Origin of the sequence: Ornithinibacillus salinisoli, assembly GCF_042684965.1 — a bacterium.
Lineage (GTDB): Bacteria > Bacillota > Bacilli > Bacillales > Amphibacillaceae > Ornithinibacillus > Ornithinibacillus salinisoli.
The window spans coordinates 512412-529811 of sequence record NZ_JBHUMI010000014.1; the positions used below are offsets into that span (position 1 = coordinate 512412).

A 17400-nucleotide genomic window follows, 5' to 3' on the forward strand; every position below is an offset into this window, starting at 1 on the left:
TAAAGCATACAAAGTAAAAGGAGGCTTTGGTTTTAAACCAAGCCTCCTTGTGATTTATTCTTCTCTTTCCGTTGTTTATGAAATAAACGCATAATGGACACCTCAAATTGTTTTTAATATTCTTACTTATAGTGTAAGCGTTTTCTTGTTTTAGGTCAATAGACAGAAAGTGAAGAGTGATTCTCTTTATGCGCATCGGTGATAGTGGTAGTTCTGAATGTGTTACTTCTTCTCGATCTTCTCGAATATGACCATAGCCTTTTAACCTAACTAAGATGTGTCTATGAAACTATACTAGCATTAGTTATAATATAACTATTACTTAAATTTTTTTTGGAGAGAAATAAATGAAAAAAACTAAATGGATTTTAATCTTAACATTTGCTTTATTAATTATGTTAATCACATTAATTATGCTTAACAAAAATAATAATAGCTTACAAGAAATGTATATTAAAAATAGTATCATTGATCATTTATCTCAATTTTCAATAAATATAAAATCATTAAACAATGAATTAGAAGATGTGATATCTAACGAAAGAATAACATTGAATAAGTCAGAGGTCTTAAAAACTAATGTACTACAAACCTCTAAGCATTTGAATGATTTTAAAAACAACTATAACGAATTTATAATAGATGAAGAAGAATTAATATTGGATGCCTCGATTCCTGAATATAGACTTATCGAAGTGCAGAATAATCTTCACATTCTTAATCAAAAATTAGTAAGTAAAAATTATGACCAAAATATAATTCATGAAATTAGCCTAGAAGAATTAGAACTATTAAAAAGTAGCCAAACTATTACATCCTATTACAATGGGGTAATGGAAACATTAGAAAGTAAATTTATTAGTGAAAAGATAAAAAATAAAAGTGATTTTAAAAGAAGTGAACCTTGGTTAGATTTTATAAAAAAATTAGGTAATGATATTAGATAGATATTTTCTATTTCAGTGTAATATTCAAAAACCACTGCATACTCATTTTTAGGATACAGTGGTTTTAAAACTCATTAATTTTAGGTTGATAACCTCGAACATCTATTACATTCACTCTGACTTCGCAATAACCACAAGATTGCGATTGTATTGTTTATTTTTATAAATTCCTGAAAGAATACTTATAGGCAGACCTCTTATTATTTGTAGTAAGATTCTAGATCCAATGATGAGGTAGTGTTGATTTGAGTTCGAACAATTACATTACGTGGACACGGCTACAGCCTTCACAAGATTACTTATTTTGTTCGCGTTCCCAATATTCCACACCGGAGTCTTCTTCCAGAACATCACGATAAAACACTGGATCCTTTCCAGCCTTCCGTTGTTCACGGTAGTCCTGTAATACACGATGAGCAATTTTATATAGTTTAGTTATAGCATATAGGTTTATTAATGCCATAATTGCCATGGTTAGATCGGCTAACGCCCAAACAAAATCAAAGGTAGCTATAGCCCCAAAGACAACCATTGCCAGTACTGCTAAACGGTAAATAAACAAACCTGAACGACTTTCTTTAATATAAGCAATGTTACTTTCTCCATAATAGTAATTTCCTAATATCGAGCTGTAAGCAAATAAGAAAATCGAAATAGCAATAAATATTTCTGCCCATTGACCAATATGTGATGCAAAAGCATTTTGGGTTAATTGGATTCCGTCTAATTCACTTCCAGCATATCCTCCCGCCGATATTATAATAAAACCTGTTGCCGTACATATTAAAATTGTGTCAAAAAATACACCTAATGCTTGGATCAATCCTTGTTTGGCTGGGTGGGTCACTTCAGCTGTTGCGGCAGCATTTGGTGCACTACCCATTCCCGCTTCATTTGAAAATAAACCACGTTTAATCCCCATCATAATTGCAGCACCAAAACCACCACCAGCAACTTCACGGATTCCAAACGCATTCGAAAAAACTAGTGAAATCATTTCTGGTATCGCTGTAATATTTATGATTAAAATAAATAGTGCTACTACGATATATAAGATAGCCAATACTGGTACAATAACTTGTGTCACATTAGCAATACTTCTTAAGCCACCGAATATGACAACTGCTGTTAAAATAACAAGTATGGCTGCTATAACATTCTGATTAATAGCAAATTCTCCAGAAAATGCAAGACTAATTGTATTGGACTGTACGGAGTTAAATACGAGACCATACGTAAAAATAATGGTGATAGCAAAAACAATTCCTAGGTTGCGATTTTTTAGCCCTTTTTCCATATAGTAAGCTGGTCCGCCACGGTATTGCTTCTTATCTGGTATTTTATAAACTTGTGCAAGTGTACTTTCAACAAATCCTGATGCTGCACCTAGTAAGGCAATAACCCACATCCAAAAAAGTGCTCCAGGACCACCAATAGCAATGGCAGAAGCTACACCAGCAAGATTACCAGTACCTACCCTTGAAGCTGCACTAATAGCAAATGCCTGAAATGATGACGTTCCCTTTTTTCCAGATGTAACCATTGTTCTTTTATCAAAAAGGACTCGAAACATCTCAGGTAAATTACGAAACTGAACGAAATTCGTTCGTATTGTAAACCATAACCCCAGTCCGATCAATACAATAATTAGTACATAAGACCAAAGTGCATCATTGATTTCTCCAATTATACTTTCTAATATATCCACATAAATTCCCCTTTCGAAGTAGCTCTAGTTGTTAGCATTTCCAATTCCTGAAAGAATTCTCTCCTTATTTCACCTCTATTTAATTAATCGCAAAAACACCCGTAGGATGTTCTCCCACAGGCAGTAGACTATACTATAAATTTCGCTCAGAGTGCCAAGGATAATTCGTTCCAAATCTATCTGCTAATCCCTTGGAATTACTTCTCCGTTTTTTCCGTTCTTCCGCACGAAGTGGTGCATTTTCATGTAATAATTTTTCTAATTCTGTTTCTGGATAAACCTCTGGAACCGGAGTTGGTTTTCCATTTTCATCCACTGCTACAAAGGTTAAAAATGCGGTTGTACATACCTTTCGTTCACCAGTTAGTAATTCCTCGGTAACAGCCTTTACAAAAACCTCCATGGAAGTATTACGGGTCCACGTTACAAAAGCTTCGACACAAATGGAATCCCCTTCCTTCACTGGTGCTAAGAAGTCAACCGAATCAGTCGAAGCTGTAACAACTGGTTGCCGTGAATGTCTAACTGCTGCTATCGCTGCCACATCATCAATGTCTGCCATTAATTTTCCACCAAACAAAGTTCCATGTGTGTTTGTGTCTGGTGGAAGTACATGAGACGTTTTCACAGCTAATGAGTTTGAACAGGGCTTTTTCTCCATCAAATTTCCTCCTAAGTAATTCCTGTAGCTTTTATTATAAAATAGGTGAAAGCAATCTTGATATTGATTCCTTCATACGAATACCAATCGACCGTTTTGCGTATAATTTTAATGACATTTGTGATGAATGTTGAATATCACCTTCGAATGATTCCAGTAAACGTTCAGCAAGTGACTGATTGTATAAAAATGCATTCACTTCAAAATTCAACCGGAAGCTCCGCACATCGATATTAGCTGTCCCTACCGATGCGATTTTTCCATCAACAATAATTGTTTTAGCATGTAGAAATCCTTTTTGATATATATACACTTCAGCTCCTGCAGCTAATAAATCTCCCACATAGGATAACGTGGCCCAATACACAAATGGATGATCTGGTTTATTAGGAATCATAATTTTTACATCAATTCCAGAAAGAGCCGCAATGCTTATTGCGTCACGCAAACTTTCGTCTGGAATGAGATATGGTGTTTGAATATAAACATATTCCTTTGCTGAAAGTATCATTTTTATGTATCCGTTTTTAATTTGCTCCCAGTCCGAATCTGGTCCACTTGATACAATTTGTATGCCCACATCTCCCGATGGTACGGATGTATAGTAGCTTTTATCATATAATATATCATTGCGGGAAGCCTGATTCCAATCCAATATAAAACGTGTTTGCATATTTTGAACGGCACTTCCAGTTATTCGAAGATGTGTATCTCTCCAATAGCCGAATTTTTTGCTTTCACCTAAATATTCATCTCCAATATTAAATCCACCGATATAACCAATTTCACCATCAATAATAGCTAGTTTACGATGATTACGATAGTTGATTTTAAAATTGATATTTGGAATTTTTGGAGGAAAGAATGCTTCTACTTGTACACCAGCATCTTGCAAATACCTAATATATTTTCTACCTAAACTTCTCGAACCCATATCATCATAAAGAACACGAACCTCTATACCCTCTCTTGCCTTTTTTCTGAGAACATTTGCTATTCGTTGTCCTAACCCATCATGTCTCAATATATAATACAACAGATGAATATGATCTGTAGCTTCTTCCATATCTTTGATTAAAGAATCAAATTTTTCATGGCCATCAATAAATATTTGAACATCATTGTCCTGTGTTAATATCGCATCATCATTTTTCAAGTGTAAGTAAAATAATTCCTTATACTTTATAAGGTCCTTATTTTTAAAATTAAACTCTTTATTTTGCATTTGCTGCAGTTGGGCATCAACTGCTTTCTTAACACCTAATCTTGATTTTGTATCCCATGAGAAAATTCGTTGATTGCTTAACCGTCGTCCAAATATAAGATAAAGAAAGAATCCGATTACTGGTATGAAAAGTAAAACCATCAACCATGCCCATGCAGAACTCGCATCTTTACGTTCTAAAAACACGATAGATATGCCTAAAGCAATATTAAAAAAGATAATAAATCCTAATATATAGGGCATGAATTCCATATGTATATCCCCTTTAAGTATTAATGTCTTACTTATAATATAGCACAATCCCCAAATACATACATTGCGATATTTTCATTCATTATGCTCTGGAATTTGTTCTACTACTACCTTTATACTATACTGTATGAAAAAGGGAGGTAGAATGATGCGTGATAAACCATATGCATTTGTCATTGGTGGGACAGGAATGTTGGAAAGAGTTTGTCATTGGTTAGTGGAGCATAATTATTTTGTTTCTGTTCTTAATCGTAATCGGGACAAATTTGACAAGATGAAACATAAAAACGCCTCTCCAGACAATTTCCATCCATTAACGGTGGATTATCATGATACCGAACAGTTGCAACAAAAAGTTAACGAGGCGATTAATGAATTTGGAGTTCCCGATCTAGTAATTAGTTGGATTCATTCATCTGCACCAGAGGCACTTCCAACCATTTTGGATCAGTTAAAAGTATGGGAAAAACCGTGGAAATTACTCCATGTTCAAGGTAGTTCTTCTTTTTTCGTAAAAGAAAACACGACCGTTCCTGACAATTGCCAGTACAGACGTGTTTACTTAGGATTTGTTATTGAAGACGGTGGATCCCGTTGGTTAACCCATGATGAAATTGCTAATGGCGTTATAAAGGTTATTCAACGAGACTATAAAGAAACCGTTGTTGGTACTTTAAAACCATGGAGCAAGCGCCCACAGTAACATATATAACTTCGAATAGAACTTACAATTGATCTAGTGCTTGCTTCAGGTCTGCCCAAATATCTTCCCGCGCCTCTAAACCGACAGATAAGCGGATAAGTTGGTCTGTAATTCCCATCTCTAGGCGTGATTCTTCTGGGACAACTGCATGTGTCATTGTTGCAGGATGTTCAATTAATGTTTCCGCATCCCCTAAACTAACTGCAATTTTTAAGAAGGATAGCTTATTTAGTAACTTTTGTGCGTCTTCCTTTTTTCCAGCTATTTCAAATGAGATTACACCACCACCACGTTTCATTTGTTTTTGCCCAATCTCATAGCCCGAATTTGTCTCATCACCCGGGTAAAATAGACTCGTAACGTTGGGATGTTCTTTCAACTTCTTAGCTATTTGCTCGGCATTATCGCAATGTCGATCCATCCGGATTGGCAACGTTTTAAGGCCACGTAATAATAACCATGCATCAAAAGGAGAAATAATTCCTCCGATGTCTTTCTGCGTCGTCATTGCAACAGAATCAAGGAAGTCTTTTTTTCCAACTACTAATCCTGCTATCACATCTCCATGCCCGCCTATATACTTTGTTGCACTATGAATAACAACATCACAGCCTAATTCAAGTGGTTGCTGCAAATATGGTGAAGAAAATGTATTATCAACAACGACTGGTATGTCATATTCTTTAGCTACATCTGCTACCATCTTTAAGTCTATTAATTTCATTGTAGGATTTATCGGAGTCTCCACATAAATACAAGCCGTTTCCGGTCGGATTAACTTTTTAATTGCCTCTTTTGATTCCATTGCAGAAAAATTATGATCGATATGATACTTCTCTTTCATCATGGTTAATAATCCAAATGTACAGCCGTATAATCCAGATGAACATAGAATATGATCTCCAGATTTTGTTAAAGCAATTAAAGTGGCAGAAACAGCGGCCATTCCAGAACCAAAAGCAAGACCCCGTTCCCCATTTTCCAATGCTGCTATACGTTCTTCAAGAACCGTCACCGTTGGATTCCCTAATCTGCTATAGATATAGCCATCTTCTTCCCCAGCAAATCTTCTTTCTCCTTGTTCTGCTGAAGTGAATGTATATGTTGATGTCTGAAATAATGGTGTCGACAAGCTACCTAGCATGTCTTTGGCATCGTACCCTTCATGAATAACTGAAGTTTCAAAGCGATTATGTTTTCGAGTCAACATACTCTCCCCCTAATTTGTTATGGCTTTTTGATCCTCCACTACTATCATATTCTATAAAACTAATTTTTGAAAGCGTTTTCTTTTCATTGTAATAAATCTAGTTAATTGATTTTTTATGAACTTAGATCTAAAATTAGTTTATTTAGATTGACTATTATAAGAAAAAAGAAGGTCGTTATATGGAGAATAAAACTGAAAGAGTAGGAATTATGTATGCCGCTGCAGCATACATAATATGGGGTTTTTTGCCAATATATTGGAAGGTTGTTGACCATGTTCCTGCTGGTGAAATTCTAGCTCATCGCATCATTTGGTCATTTCTTTTTATGATTATTATTATTTTATTCTTGAAAAAATGGCCAGCATTTATACAAGAATGTAAAACGATACTACTAGATCGTAAAAAACTACTTGGGATAACAATGGCCTCCGTTGTGATTAGTTTAAATTGGCTAACTTACATTTGGGCTGTTAATAGTGACCATGTCATTCAAGCAAGTCTTGGATATTATATCAATCCTCTTGTAAGTATATTGTTAGCTATCATCGTACTCAAAGAGAAGCTATCTAAGCAACAAACGTTTTCTGTAATCCTCGCTGGAATTGGGGTTCTATACCTTACCATTAGCTATGGTGTATTTCCTTGGGTGTCATTAACTTTGGCAGTTAGTTTTGCATTATATGGTCTTTTCAAGAAAACCGTTGATATACCACCCATGTTTGGGCTAGCGATCGAGACGATGATCGTTACACCTTTGGCAATCATTTATTTACTAATTATTCCAGTAAACGCTTTTTCAACGTCGGATGTAACTTCTTCAACAAATCTACTTCTATTTGGAGCTGGTGTTGCAACCGCTGTACCATTATTACTATTTTCCAGTGGAGCAAAACGAATTCCTTTGGCAATGGTAGGATTTTTACAATACTTTGCCCCTACCATTATGCTGTTGTTAGGGATATTTGTTTACCATGAGACGTTTTCTCAAGCACACCTTATCTCATTTGGATTTATTTGGGTTGCCTTGCTTATTTATTTAGGTTCGATATATCGGCATCCCATTCGGAAGCAAACCAATTAAATGTGCTGAAGGGTTTTTTTTAGGTAGTTACTCTAAAGAAGTAGTTGATGTAAAGTGTGACGGACATATTGACCGTTACTTTCGTAATTGTTTACTATAATCAGTGGTATCTATCTATTTTTAAAATGAAACCTGTAAGCAGAGTATAGTCATCTTATATATAAAGATAATCCAACTAGGGGGTATACGCTTTAATGAAACAAAAAATTTATATGTTTATTATTTTGATCGGTCTTATTTCCTCATTCATAGTTACTTTTGAAAAAAAAGAGTTATTATGGTTAACAATTCTATCAAGCGTTCTTATAATATTAACTATTACTAATTTAATAAAATTATTTATTAAAAAATCACCTTCTAAAAAATCGCTGTAATAACGCAATTTAAAAAAGGAATGTTCGGCAACGTCGCAGTCGAAGTCAATAATGGTGCGAAAAAAGGAATTAAACTTTAAGATATATTTTCCAAATTTTAATTGACGAAATGGTAGCTTTACAGTCATGAACAAATGAATAGGAGAAGTATGGAAGTTGCAACGCAGGGCGGGCGGAATTGTTGCTTCTGAGCGAATATTTGATTTTATGAGCGAATCCTTGCTGGTTCTGCGCGAATATTTGACTTTATGAGCGAATTGCTGTCGGTTCTGAGCGAATATTTAAATTTATGAGCGAATCTAATCTTTAGTTCAGTTGCTTCGCATTCTAACCTCAAAAATCAATGTCTAACTGTTGAAAAAGTAACATTCTAAACTTCCTGCCGTGTAAGCATTCGTCTTTAGAGTGGAAAGTTATAGTTATGTCTTAGCCTCATTTCCTATTTGGAATCGTCCTCTTTTTACATTACACTAAATACATCAGTACTTGAAAAACATCCTTTTAAAAGATATAAAAATTGGGTATATATAAATAAATGGAGTAGATATGACACTTGATTTATCATAAAATAATATTGAATACTTTTGAAGAATAGGCGGGTATCCCATGAAGCGGAAAATGTTTATTTATATCATCTCGCTACTACTACTTTGTTTCGGGGTTGCTACATTTATTATTTTCGAACAATCTAACGCTACTAACAACATTACCATGCCTAATGTTACCAACGAAGATGAACAAGAAAATGACGAGGAAAATGCGGAAAATGACTCCGATGAAAATCAAGTCGAAGAAAATGAAGAAAATGGAACAGAAAACTTTAAAGATATTATTTCTGAAGCAGTAGAAAGCACAATTGACTTTTTCAAACGGAAAGAAACAAATATTGTCGCTATTGGTGATTCATTAACTCAAGGAGTCGGTGATCGTACGGATCGTGGAGGGTATGTTGGCATTATTGAAGAACAACTAAATGCAACTGATGAAAGGGTCCACTTTGACAATTTTGGAAAACGAGGAAATAGAACCGATCAACTTATTACTCGTTTAAATGATGCTTCTATTGTAGATGCGATAAAGAAATCCGATATCGTATTAATTACAATTGGTGCAAATGATATCATGCAGGTTGCTAAAGAAAACTTTACCAACTTAACATTTGAACCCTTCTCTAAGGAACTTGTACATTATGAAGAAAGAGTAAAGACTATTTTAGAACGGATACATGAAATTAATAGTAATACAGAAATTTATTTAATAGGATTCTACAATCCCTTTTCACAATATTTCCCCGAGATCGAAGAATTGGACCAAATTGTTGATTCATGGAATGCTACTGGTCAAAGACTTGTTGAAGAACATTCAAATGGAACTTTCATTCCAACCAAGGACTTATTTGTGGGCACAGAAGTAAACCTGTTTGCGGATGATAATTTCCACCCAAACGAGGAAGGTTATGAATTGATGGCCGAACGCGTTTTAGAGTATTTAACAGAAGAAAGGTGAGCGACATGGCCAAAAATAAAAAGACAAAATTGAAGAATTGGAAAAAGTTATTTCTCATTTTGCTCACATGTAACATCCTTATTGTTCTCTTACTAATCACCCTTATTTTCTGGCCAGTATCTGAAGCTAAACTACCGGATCCAGAGCAAGAATCAACACAAAAGAGCTCTGAATTTGTCATCCGAACGACGAAAAATAATCTTAATGAATTAGTTAATGCTTATCTTGATGAATTGTTAAAAAACACGAACCATCAATATAGCATTGTTTTAGAGGATGATGTGCATTTAATCGGTGAGCTACCTGCTTTTTCATCTACTGTCCCACTATCTGTTCACTTAGAACCGATTGTTCAAAAAAATGGAGATGTTATTTTAAAACAACGTTCTATTTCATTAGGATTATTGCAATTACCAAATCAAAAGATTATGGAATATATGAAAAAATACTTACCGACTCCGGAATGGGTAATTATAAACCCAAAACAAGAAGAAATTTATGTTGCAGTAACAGAAATGGATATAAAAAGTAACTTTCATGTGAGTGTAGAGCATATTGATTTAGGGGGAAATAACCTCGCTTTCAAATTAAAGGTCCCCTACGAAACGTTAGGAATTGAATTACCTCCCGAGCTAGAATAAGAACAAAAGCGCAAGCGCCCTTACAGGCTAAAAACGCCACGTCCTGTGGCAACGCCTGTACTAGCACGTCCTGTGCGTCGTAGCGACGTACGAACTGCGCCAGCGTAACGCTGGTGGTTCAATGTTGCCACGCAAAGTGGCGGTTTTAATTGAACAGTCCCCGTAGGAGATAAAGGAAACACGCCCCTTCATAGGGGTATGCCGACGTTGGGCGCAAAGCCCGATTTTAGTCGGCCTTCCTTTAATCTTACAGTTTAAGGATGTTCGACTATGTCGAACTGTTATCGTACGAAGGTGAGGGAAGTTGCGCTAGTCGCTGGGCGCTGGTCGATGAAATCGCCACGTCCTGTGGCATCATCGACACTAGGACGTCCTGTCCGTCGGAGCTGGACGTGGCTGTTCCTGCCAAGAAGTATCCACAGGCATTAAATTTTATAATTTCCTAGAATAAAAAAAAGCCGTACACTTATGCGAAGTGATACGGCTTCATTCTTTATTATCGAATAACAAATTGTTTAACCTTTTTCCTAACAAATAATAATAATGATTGCTTTGCGACCAATGTCTCATCCTGCATGTTATCAGTATCTGTAATAAATTGTTCTGGATACTCTCCTAATTTACCTTGATAGATTAATTGTAAACCAGATTGTTCACGTATATCTGCGGGTGTAACAAAACATATTGGTTTTTCTAGCTTAAAATCTTCATAGTCTTTCAGAACAGTTGCCACGAACTGTGAGCAAAAAAGTGCATGGTCACGATTTATTTCAATTTGCAGCAAGATACCTATTAATCCTAAAAAATTATATTTATAATTTGCTGCATTAGTTTCAATTTCTTTAATATTTGATAGAATTTTATTGTATTCTGGTTCAGTGAGTTGGAGCGAATAAATCTTACATTTAGCGTGTTTAAGGAAATTTCCACGAATATTTTCCTTAACAAATCCACCACTAAAAGGATTTCTAGGATTTATCCGTCCGAAACTATATACTTCATTCAATTCTGGATCAAAACTTATCGATACATGATTAAGAGATTGTTTTGTACAATAGTTAATGGCTCTCGATAAATACGTCCCTGTATCTGAAAAGAGAAGATAAATTGTTTTTTCTCTCATAAAATTCCCCCTCACGACTTCCTCACTAACCCAAAATCAAAAAACAATACCATAAACAAAACTTTACCGAAAAATCAAGAAATAAACAAGTTAATTTTTAACTTTTTTTTATTATTTTATTGGTAAATTACCAAAAAAATATCTTAAATATCATTATTATCTATCATAACACTCCTAAAACATTGACGAAACCCTTTAAATCACGTAAGCTAACGGTGATTACTATTATATTGGAGGATTTAATAATCAATGATTAATGTTTCTAATGTTAGTTTACGATATGGCGATAAAAAATTATTTGAAGATGTTAATTTAAAATTCACACCCGGAAATTGTTACGGTGTAATTGGAGCGAATGGCGCTGGGAAATCAACTTTTCTCAAAATATTATCTGGTGAAATTGACCCACAAACTGGTCATGTTTCCATGGCTCCTGGTGAACGACTTGCAGTATTAAAGCAAGACCACTTTGCATATGAGGACCTTCCAGTGCTTGAAACAGTACTAATGGGACATGAACGATTATTTGCAGTGAAACAGGAAAAAGATGCCATTTATATGAAAGCAGAATTCAGCGAGGAAGATGGTATGCGCGCTGCAGAACTTGAAGGTGAATTTGCTGAAATGAATGGTTGGGAAGCAGAAGCAGATGCAGCTATATTGTTAAAAGGCTTGGGAATTGAAGAGTCCTTGCACACAATGAAAATGGCTGATATTACGGCGGACCAAAAAGTAAAAGTATTATTAGCACAAAGCTTGTTTGGAAATCCTGATATTTTACTACTAGACGAGCCTACGAATGGCTTAGATATCCAAGCCATTCAGTGGTTAGAGGAATTCCTTATTAATTTTGAGAATACGGTCATTGTTGTTTCTCACGATCGTCATTTTTTAAATAAAGTATGCACGCATATTGCTGATGTTGACTACGGAAAAATTGAAATTTATATCGGTAACTATGATTTCTGGTACGAATCTAGTCAATTAGCTTCACGAATGGCTCAAGAAGCCAATAAGAAAAAAGAAGAGAAGATTAAAGAATTACAAGCTTTTGTTGCCCGTTTTAGTGCCAATGCATCAAAGTCAAGACAAGCTACCTCTCGTAAAAAGTTATTAGAGAATATTACACTAGATGATATTAAACCATCTTCTCGTAAGTACCCGTACATTGCATTTACTCCAGAGCGAGAAATTGGAAATGATTTATTACGTGTGGAAGGTTTAACGAAGACGATTGGTGGAAAGAAAGTTCTTGATAATATTAGCTTTACCATGAACAAGGATGACAAAATTGCCTTCGTTGGGAACGATGACATTGCTAAAACGACGTTATTCAAAATATTAGTGGGTGAAATGGAACCTGATGCAGGTTCATTTAAATGGGGCGTTACAACATCCCAATCGTATTTTCCAAAGGACAACAGTAAATTCTTTGAGAATAATGATTTACCGTTAGTAGATTGGCTGCGTCAATTTTCTCCTGAAGACGAAACGGAAACTTTCTTACGCGGATTTTTAGGTCGTATGTTATTTTCTGGTGAGGAAGCATTAAAGAAAGCAAACGTCTTATCTGGTGGAGAAAAAGTTCGTTGCATGCTATCAAAAATGATGTTGAGTAATGCAAATGTATTACTAATGGATGAACCAACAAACCACTTAGACTTAGAATCCATTACAGCATTGAATAATGGGCTAATTAAATTTAAAGGATCTATCCTATTTACATCACATGATCATCAATTCATAAATAGTATTGCAAATCGACTAATCGAGATTACTCCTAAGGGAATTGTCGACAAAGAGATGAGTTATGATGAATATGTATCCGACCGAGAATTACAGAAGAAAATTAGTGAGATGTACGAATAATTGAGATAAGCTCTCCGCAAAAGCGGAGAGCTTTTTTACCGCATTGTTGCTGATTTTTTCTTCAACAATTCTCCCAAAAAGCAAGCAACTCTAACCGCACCTTAAAATCCCCATGAAAATAGCGCCCTTTTTCGAAAAGGGCGCTTTGTAACTACGAATTATTTCATTTTTCACCAATTTTTTCAAGCATTTCTTTTGTCATTTTGTCCAGGTCATATTCCGCTTTAAATCCCCATTCTTTCGCTGCAGCAGAAGAATCGATACTGTTTGGCCAACTATCGGCAATTTTCTGCCTTACAGGGTCAACATCATACGATATCGTAAACTCGGGTATATATTTCTGGATTGCTTTTGCAAAATCTTCTGGTGCTGCAGATATCGAAGAAATATTAAATGCATTGCGGTGCTCTAGTTTATTTGGGTCTGCTTCCATTAGCTGCACAATCGCATTTAATGCATCTGGCATATACATCATATCCATGTATGTTCCTTCACCTATATATGATGTATATGCTTTATTTTTTATTGCCTCATAATAGATTTCCACTGCATAATCGGTTGTTCCACCACCTGGAGGAGCTACATAAGAAATTAACCCTGGATAACGTATACCTCGTGTATCTACTCCAAAACGATGGAAATAATAATCACATAGTAATTCGCCTGATACTTTGTTTACTCCATACATGGTTGTTGGACGTTGTAATGTATCCTGTGGTGTACCATTTTTTGGTGTACTAGGTCCAAATGCTCCAATTGAACTAGGAGTAAAAAACTTAAGATCTAGTTCGCGAGCAACTTCTAGTGCGTTAACAAGACCACCCATATTGATATCCCATGCCAATTTTGGATTCTTTTCTGCAGTTGCCGATAATAAAGCAGCTAAATGCATAATCGTATTTACTTTATGTTCTTTGGCCACAGTAAAAATACGTTCTGCATCTGTGACATCAATGATTTCGAACGGACCTTGCTCTTCAGCACCCTCTACTTTACGTATATCGGAACCAATTACATTCGATGCTCCATAAATATTACGAAGCTTGGCAACAAGCTCTGAACCTATTTGCCCTAAAGCTCCAGTTACTAGTATTTTTTTCATCTTATTCCCTCTCTAACCTGTCTATGTCTTTTTATATTAAGCCCATTTCTTTACCAACTTTTTCATATGCAGTGATTGCTTCATCAAGCATTTCTTTCGTATGAGCAGCAGTTGGCATATTTCTTACACGTCCAGCTCCTCTTGGTACGGTAGGGAATACGATAGATTTCGCGTAAACACCTTCCTCATACAAACGCTTACTGAATTTCTGTGCATCTTTTTCATCTCCGATTATACACGGTGTTATCGGAGTTTCACTATCACCAATGTTAAATCCAAGATTCTTCAATCCCTCTTTTAAATAGTTTCCATTTTCCCATAGCTTGTCATGTAGTTCTGTGCTTTCCATTAAAAGCTCAATTGCTTTGATACTAGCTGCCGCATCAGCTGGTGAAACAGCCGTAGAAAATAGGAAAGGACGTGAACGAGCCTTTAACCAATCAATTAAATTAGACTTTCCTGCTACATATCCACCTATTACACCCATAGCTTTTGATAATGTACCCATTTGAAAATCTACTTTATCCTGTAGACCAAAATGTTTTACCGTTCCAGCACCTTTTCCTAATACTCCTGATCCATGTGCATCATCCACATATGTAATCAAATCATGTTCTTCGGCAATCTCAACTATTTCAGGTAAATTTGCTACATCTCCATCCATCGAAAACACACCATCTGTAATTACCATGATCTTTTTATATTGCCCTGATTCTACTGCTTCTTTTGCTTTCTTCCTAAGATCATCCATATCAGAATGATTAAACGGAATGATCTTAGCTTTGGATAACCGGCAACCATCAATGATTGATGCGTGATTCAATTGATCCGATAGTATGGCATCATTTTTATCCATTACAGCTGAGATAGCTGCCATATTACAGTTGAATCCTGATTGATAGGATATAACCGCTTCCGTCCCTTTAAATTCAGCAAGTCGTTTCTCTAGTTCGATGTGAAGATCTAGCGTCCCATTAATAGTACGAACTGCACCTGCACCAACACCGTGGGTATTGACCGCTTCTTTTGCTACTTTTTTAAGTCTGTCATCTGTTGATAGACCAAGGTAGTTATTCGAGGAAAGGTTTATCAGTTCTTTACCTTCAATTTTTATCCTGGGGCCATTTGCACCTTGTACTGGGTCAATTTCATTATATAATCCACGATCTTTTAGTTCTGCAATATTTTCATTTAAAAACGTATCCAATATTTTACTGGACATTTATATTCCTCCTTTATTATGTAAGCGCTTCATATACACTTGTCCATGTCAAGTGAACAAATTTATATACAAAGCCTTATTTTACTATCAGTTTATCATAACTTTGGATAAATGTTTACTATGAGTAAACACAAATCACAAGTGTATTATTTCTTCTCTGTTATTATCGTTTAATCTTAAAAAATCATACACATTATCGTTATGTATTAACATTTTTTTCATACTTTGGCCATTATATTACAATTTTGTAAGATTTACCGTTAATTTGTTAGAAAAAGAGATGGTATTCACTCTATATATTTATTATACTAAGTACTGTTGAATTAATTATTTGGAGGCAGTAAAATGAAAAAAGTATTAATTGCTTTATTTATGATACTCATTTTAGGTTTTGGTATTCTTGGATTTGTTCAGGATTCGAACGAAAACCAAATCGTAGATCCTAGTGATCAATCTACTAATACACAATTCTAATTAGAAAATAAAAATATAAAAAAGGAAAGCACCTAAACTAGGTACTTTCCTATCATTCTTAATTCTCATCGATTATTGTTACATCGACTGTACGAACACCCCAATTGAGCGCTTCTTTTTTCGTAGGTAAGTGAATATCAATTTTGTTTCCTGTTATTGCACTACCAATGTCTGCAGCAGTTGCATACCCATAACCTTCAACATATACTTGTGAACCTAGTGGAATTACACTTGGATCAACAGCAATTACTTTGGCATTTGGATTGCTATTTAAATCAACTCCTGTATAAGTAATACCTGAACAACCTTGGCATTTTGCTGTATAGGCCGTTGCAGATACAGAAATTGTTTTTCCTTCCGGTGTTTCTTCGTCGGTTTTCTTTTCCTTTTTCGAAAGGGTAGAAGCTGTTGTGCTAGATTCATTATCATCTTTATTTTCTTTCGATGTTTTAATGGATAATTCTTGTCCTATAAGAATCAAATCTGATTTTAATTCGTTCCATTCCTTTAAATCTTCTACAGATACATCATGTTCCTTTCCAATGGCATATAATGTATCTCCCTTTTGAACCAAGTACTTCTTATAGATCAATAGTTTTTGTTTTGGATAGATAACTGTTTCGTCTAAGTCATTTATATCTAGAATATCATCTACTGTTGTATTAAAGTTCTGCGCTATTCCCCAAAGACTATCTCCTTTTTCAACTTCATAATCTGCTGCGGAAACATTCGTTACAGATGCACCTGCTAATAGGATACTAGAAGCAAGTACTGCTACTATTTTTTTCATAAGTAGTCCCTCCTTAAATTTCCGACATTGCCAATCCTATCACACATGATGGGGCAATGCAGTTACAAGACTTTTAAAAGTCTATTACAAGGATTACCAGAACTACTAGAATTTATTACAAAAATAATAGATTTGTGACAAAAGGAGTAGTTTTTATTTATTTTAGTCATAATTTCCTATTTTTTAATCGTTTTGAAATAAAGGAGAGATATTTTTCGGTTGGATTAAAGTAATATTTTGGGATAGAGAATAAAATTTTCCAACTTAAATTTTATGTAACCAACTTCTTTATACTGTCTTGCCAATAAAATTTTTGCTCAAAATTTCTTATAATTTCTAGATTCATATGTATTTTTTTAGAATTTTACCTGAAACCCAACAAATATGGTTCTACGTCAAATGTTGGGGTGGCGATTAATTTTGCCACTTTACCCAACATGTAACCCAACTTCTTTATACTGTCTTGCTAATAAGATCTTCGCCCTAAAACGTTTAAAACTTCTAAAACCAT

15 protein-coding genes are annotated in these 17400 nt (G+C 35.0%); 7 read left to right on the forward strand and 8 right to left on the reverse strand.

Annotation, left to right across the window (positions count from 1 at the left end; genetic code table 11):
• Positions 1-347 precede the first annotated feature (347 nt).
• The gene (locus ACFSTA_RS09680; RefSeq protein WP_377556427.1) at positions 348-947 is read left to right on the forward strand and encodes a hypothetical protein; all 600 of its coding nucleotides are present in this window, start codon (positions 348-350) and stop codon (positions 945-947) included.
• Between the two features lie 295 nt (positions 948-1242).
• Here ACFSTA_RS09680 and ACFSTA_RS09685 read toward each other — a convergent pair whose 3' ends face one another.
• From ACFSTA_RS09685 to cls, 3 genes are all read right to left on the reverse strand, one after another.
• On the reverse strand, positions 1243-2655 hold the full coding sequence (locus tag ACFSTA_RS09685; RefSeq protein WP_377556429.1) for an alanine/glycine:cation symporter family protein: 1413 nt from the start codon (positions 2653-2655) through the stop codon (positions 1243-1245).
• Positions 2656-2788: 133 nt separating this feature from the next.
• Positions 2789-3316, reverse strand: a complete 528-nt coding sequence (locus ACFSTA_RS09690; RefSeq protein WP_377556430.1) for an acyl-CoA thioesterase — start codon at positions 3314-3316, stop codon at positions 2789-2791.
• A 34-nt stretch (positions 3317-3350) separates the two neighbouring features.
• Positions 3351-4793, reverse strand: coding sequence for a cardiolipin synthase (cls, locus tag ACFSTA_RS09695; RefSeq protein ID WP_377556431.1), 1443 nt, complete (start codon positions 4791-4793; stop codon positions 3351-3353).
• Positions 4794-4941: 148 nt separating this feature from the next.
• On the opposite strand from cls, the gene ACFSTA_RS09700 reads away from it, so the two are divergent.
• The gene (locus ACFSTA_RS09700) at positions 4942-5496 is read left to right on the forward strand and encodes a short-chain dehydrogenase (protein ID WP_377556432.1); all 555 of its coding nucleotides are present in this window, start codon (positions 4942-4944) and stop codon (positions 5494-5496) included.
• Positions 5497-5518: 22 nt separating this feature from the next.
• Here ACFSTA_RS09700 and megL read toward each other — a convergent pair whose 3' ends face one another.
• A complete protein-coding gene (gene megL / locus ACFSTA_RS09705; protein ID WP_377556433.1) occupies positions 5519-6706 on the reverse strand; it encodes a methionine gamma-lyase in 1188 nt (395 codons plus the stop codon).
• 179 nt (positions 6707-6885) lie between these two features.
• Here megL and rarD point away from each other — a divergent pair, with 179 nt between their 5' ends.
• The 3 genes from rarD (at position 6886) to ACFSTA_RS09720 (ending at position 10309) form a co-directional block, all read left to right on the forward strand.
• Complete coding sequence (rarD, locus tag ACFSTA_RS09710) at positions 6886-7788, forward strand: EamA family transporter RarD (protein ID WP_377556434.1); 903 nt, start codon at positions 6886-6888, stop codon at positions 7786-7788.
• A 980-nt stretch (positions 7789-8768) separates the two neighbouring features.
• Positions 8769-9668 carry an SGNH/GDSL hydrolase family protein gene (locus ACFSTA_RS09715; protein WP_377556435.1) on the forward strand — a complete coding sequence of 300 codons (900 nt, stop codon included), beginning with the start codon at positions 8769-8771 and terminating at the stop codon, positions 9666-9668.
• A gap of 5 nt (positions 9669-9673) precedes the next feature.
• The gene (locus ACFSTA_RS09720) at positions 9674-10309 is read left to right on the forward strand and encodes a YpmS family protein (protein ID WP_377556436.1); all 636 of its coding nucleotides are present in this window, start codon (positions 9674-9676) and stop codon (positions 10307-10309) included.
• Positions 10310-10805: 496 nt separating this feature from the next.
• On the opposite strand, the gene ACFSTA_RS09725 is transcribed toward ACFSTA_RS09720, so the two are convergent.
• The gene (locus ACFSTA_RS09725) at positions 10806-11432 is read right to left on the reverse strand and encodes a hypothetical protein (protein ID WP_377556437.1); all 627 of its coding nucleotides are present in this window, start codon (positions 11430-11432) and stop codon (positions 10806-10808) included.
• 249 nt (positions 11433-11681) lie between these two features.
• Here ACFSTA_RS09725 and ACFSTA_RS09730 point away from each other — a divergent pair, with 249 nt between their 5' ends.
• Entirely contained in the window at positions 11682-13301 is a 1620-nt protein-coding gene (locus ACFSTA_RS09730) for an ABC-F family ATP-binding cassette domain-containing protein (protein WP_377556438.1), read from the forward strand.
• A gap of 163 nt (positions 13302-13464) precedes the next feature.
• Here ACFSTA_RS09730 and ACFSTA_RS09735 read toward each other — a convergent pair whose 3' ends face one another.
• Positions 13465-14403, reverse strand: a complete 939-nt coding sequence (locus ACFSTA_RS09735; protein ID WP_377556439.1) for an L-threonine 3-dehydrogenase — start codon at positions 14401-14403, stop codon at positions 13465-13467.
• 31 nt (positions 14404-14434) lie between these two features.
• Positions 14435-15625 carry a glycine C-acetyltransferase gene (locus ACFSTA_RS09740; protein WP_377556440.1) on the reverse strand — a complete coding sequence of 397 codons (1191 nt, stop codon included), beginning with the start codon at positions 15623-15625 and terminating at the stop codon, positions 14435-14437.
• A 345-nt stretch (positions 15626-15970) separates the two neighbouring features.
• On the opposite strand from ACFSTA_RS09740, the gene ACFSTA_RS09745 reads away from it, so the two are divergent.
• Positions 15971-16099, forward strand: coding sequence for a hypothetical protein (locus ACFSTA_RS09745; RefSeq protein ID WP_377556441.1), 129 nt, complete (start codon positions 15971-15973; stop codon positions 16097-16099).
• A gap of 58 nt (positions 16100-16157) precedes the next feature.
• On the opposite strand, the gene ACFSTA_RS09750 is transcribed toward ACFSTA_RS09745, so the two are convergent.
• Positions 16158-16889: a LysM peptidoglycan-binding domain-containing protein gene (locus ACFSTA_RS09750; protein WP_377556442.1), complete on the reverse strand. Its 732-nt coding sequence runs from the start codon at positions 16887-16889 to the stop codon at positions 16158-16160.
• Between the last annotated feature and the right edge of the window lie 511 nt (positions 16890-17400).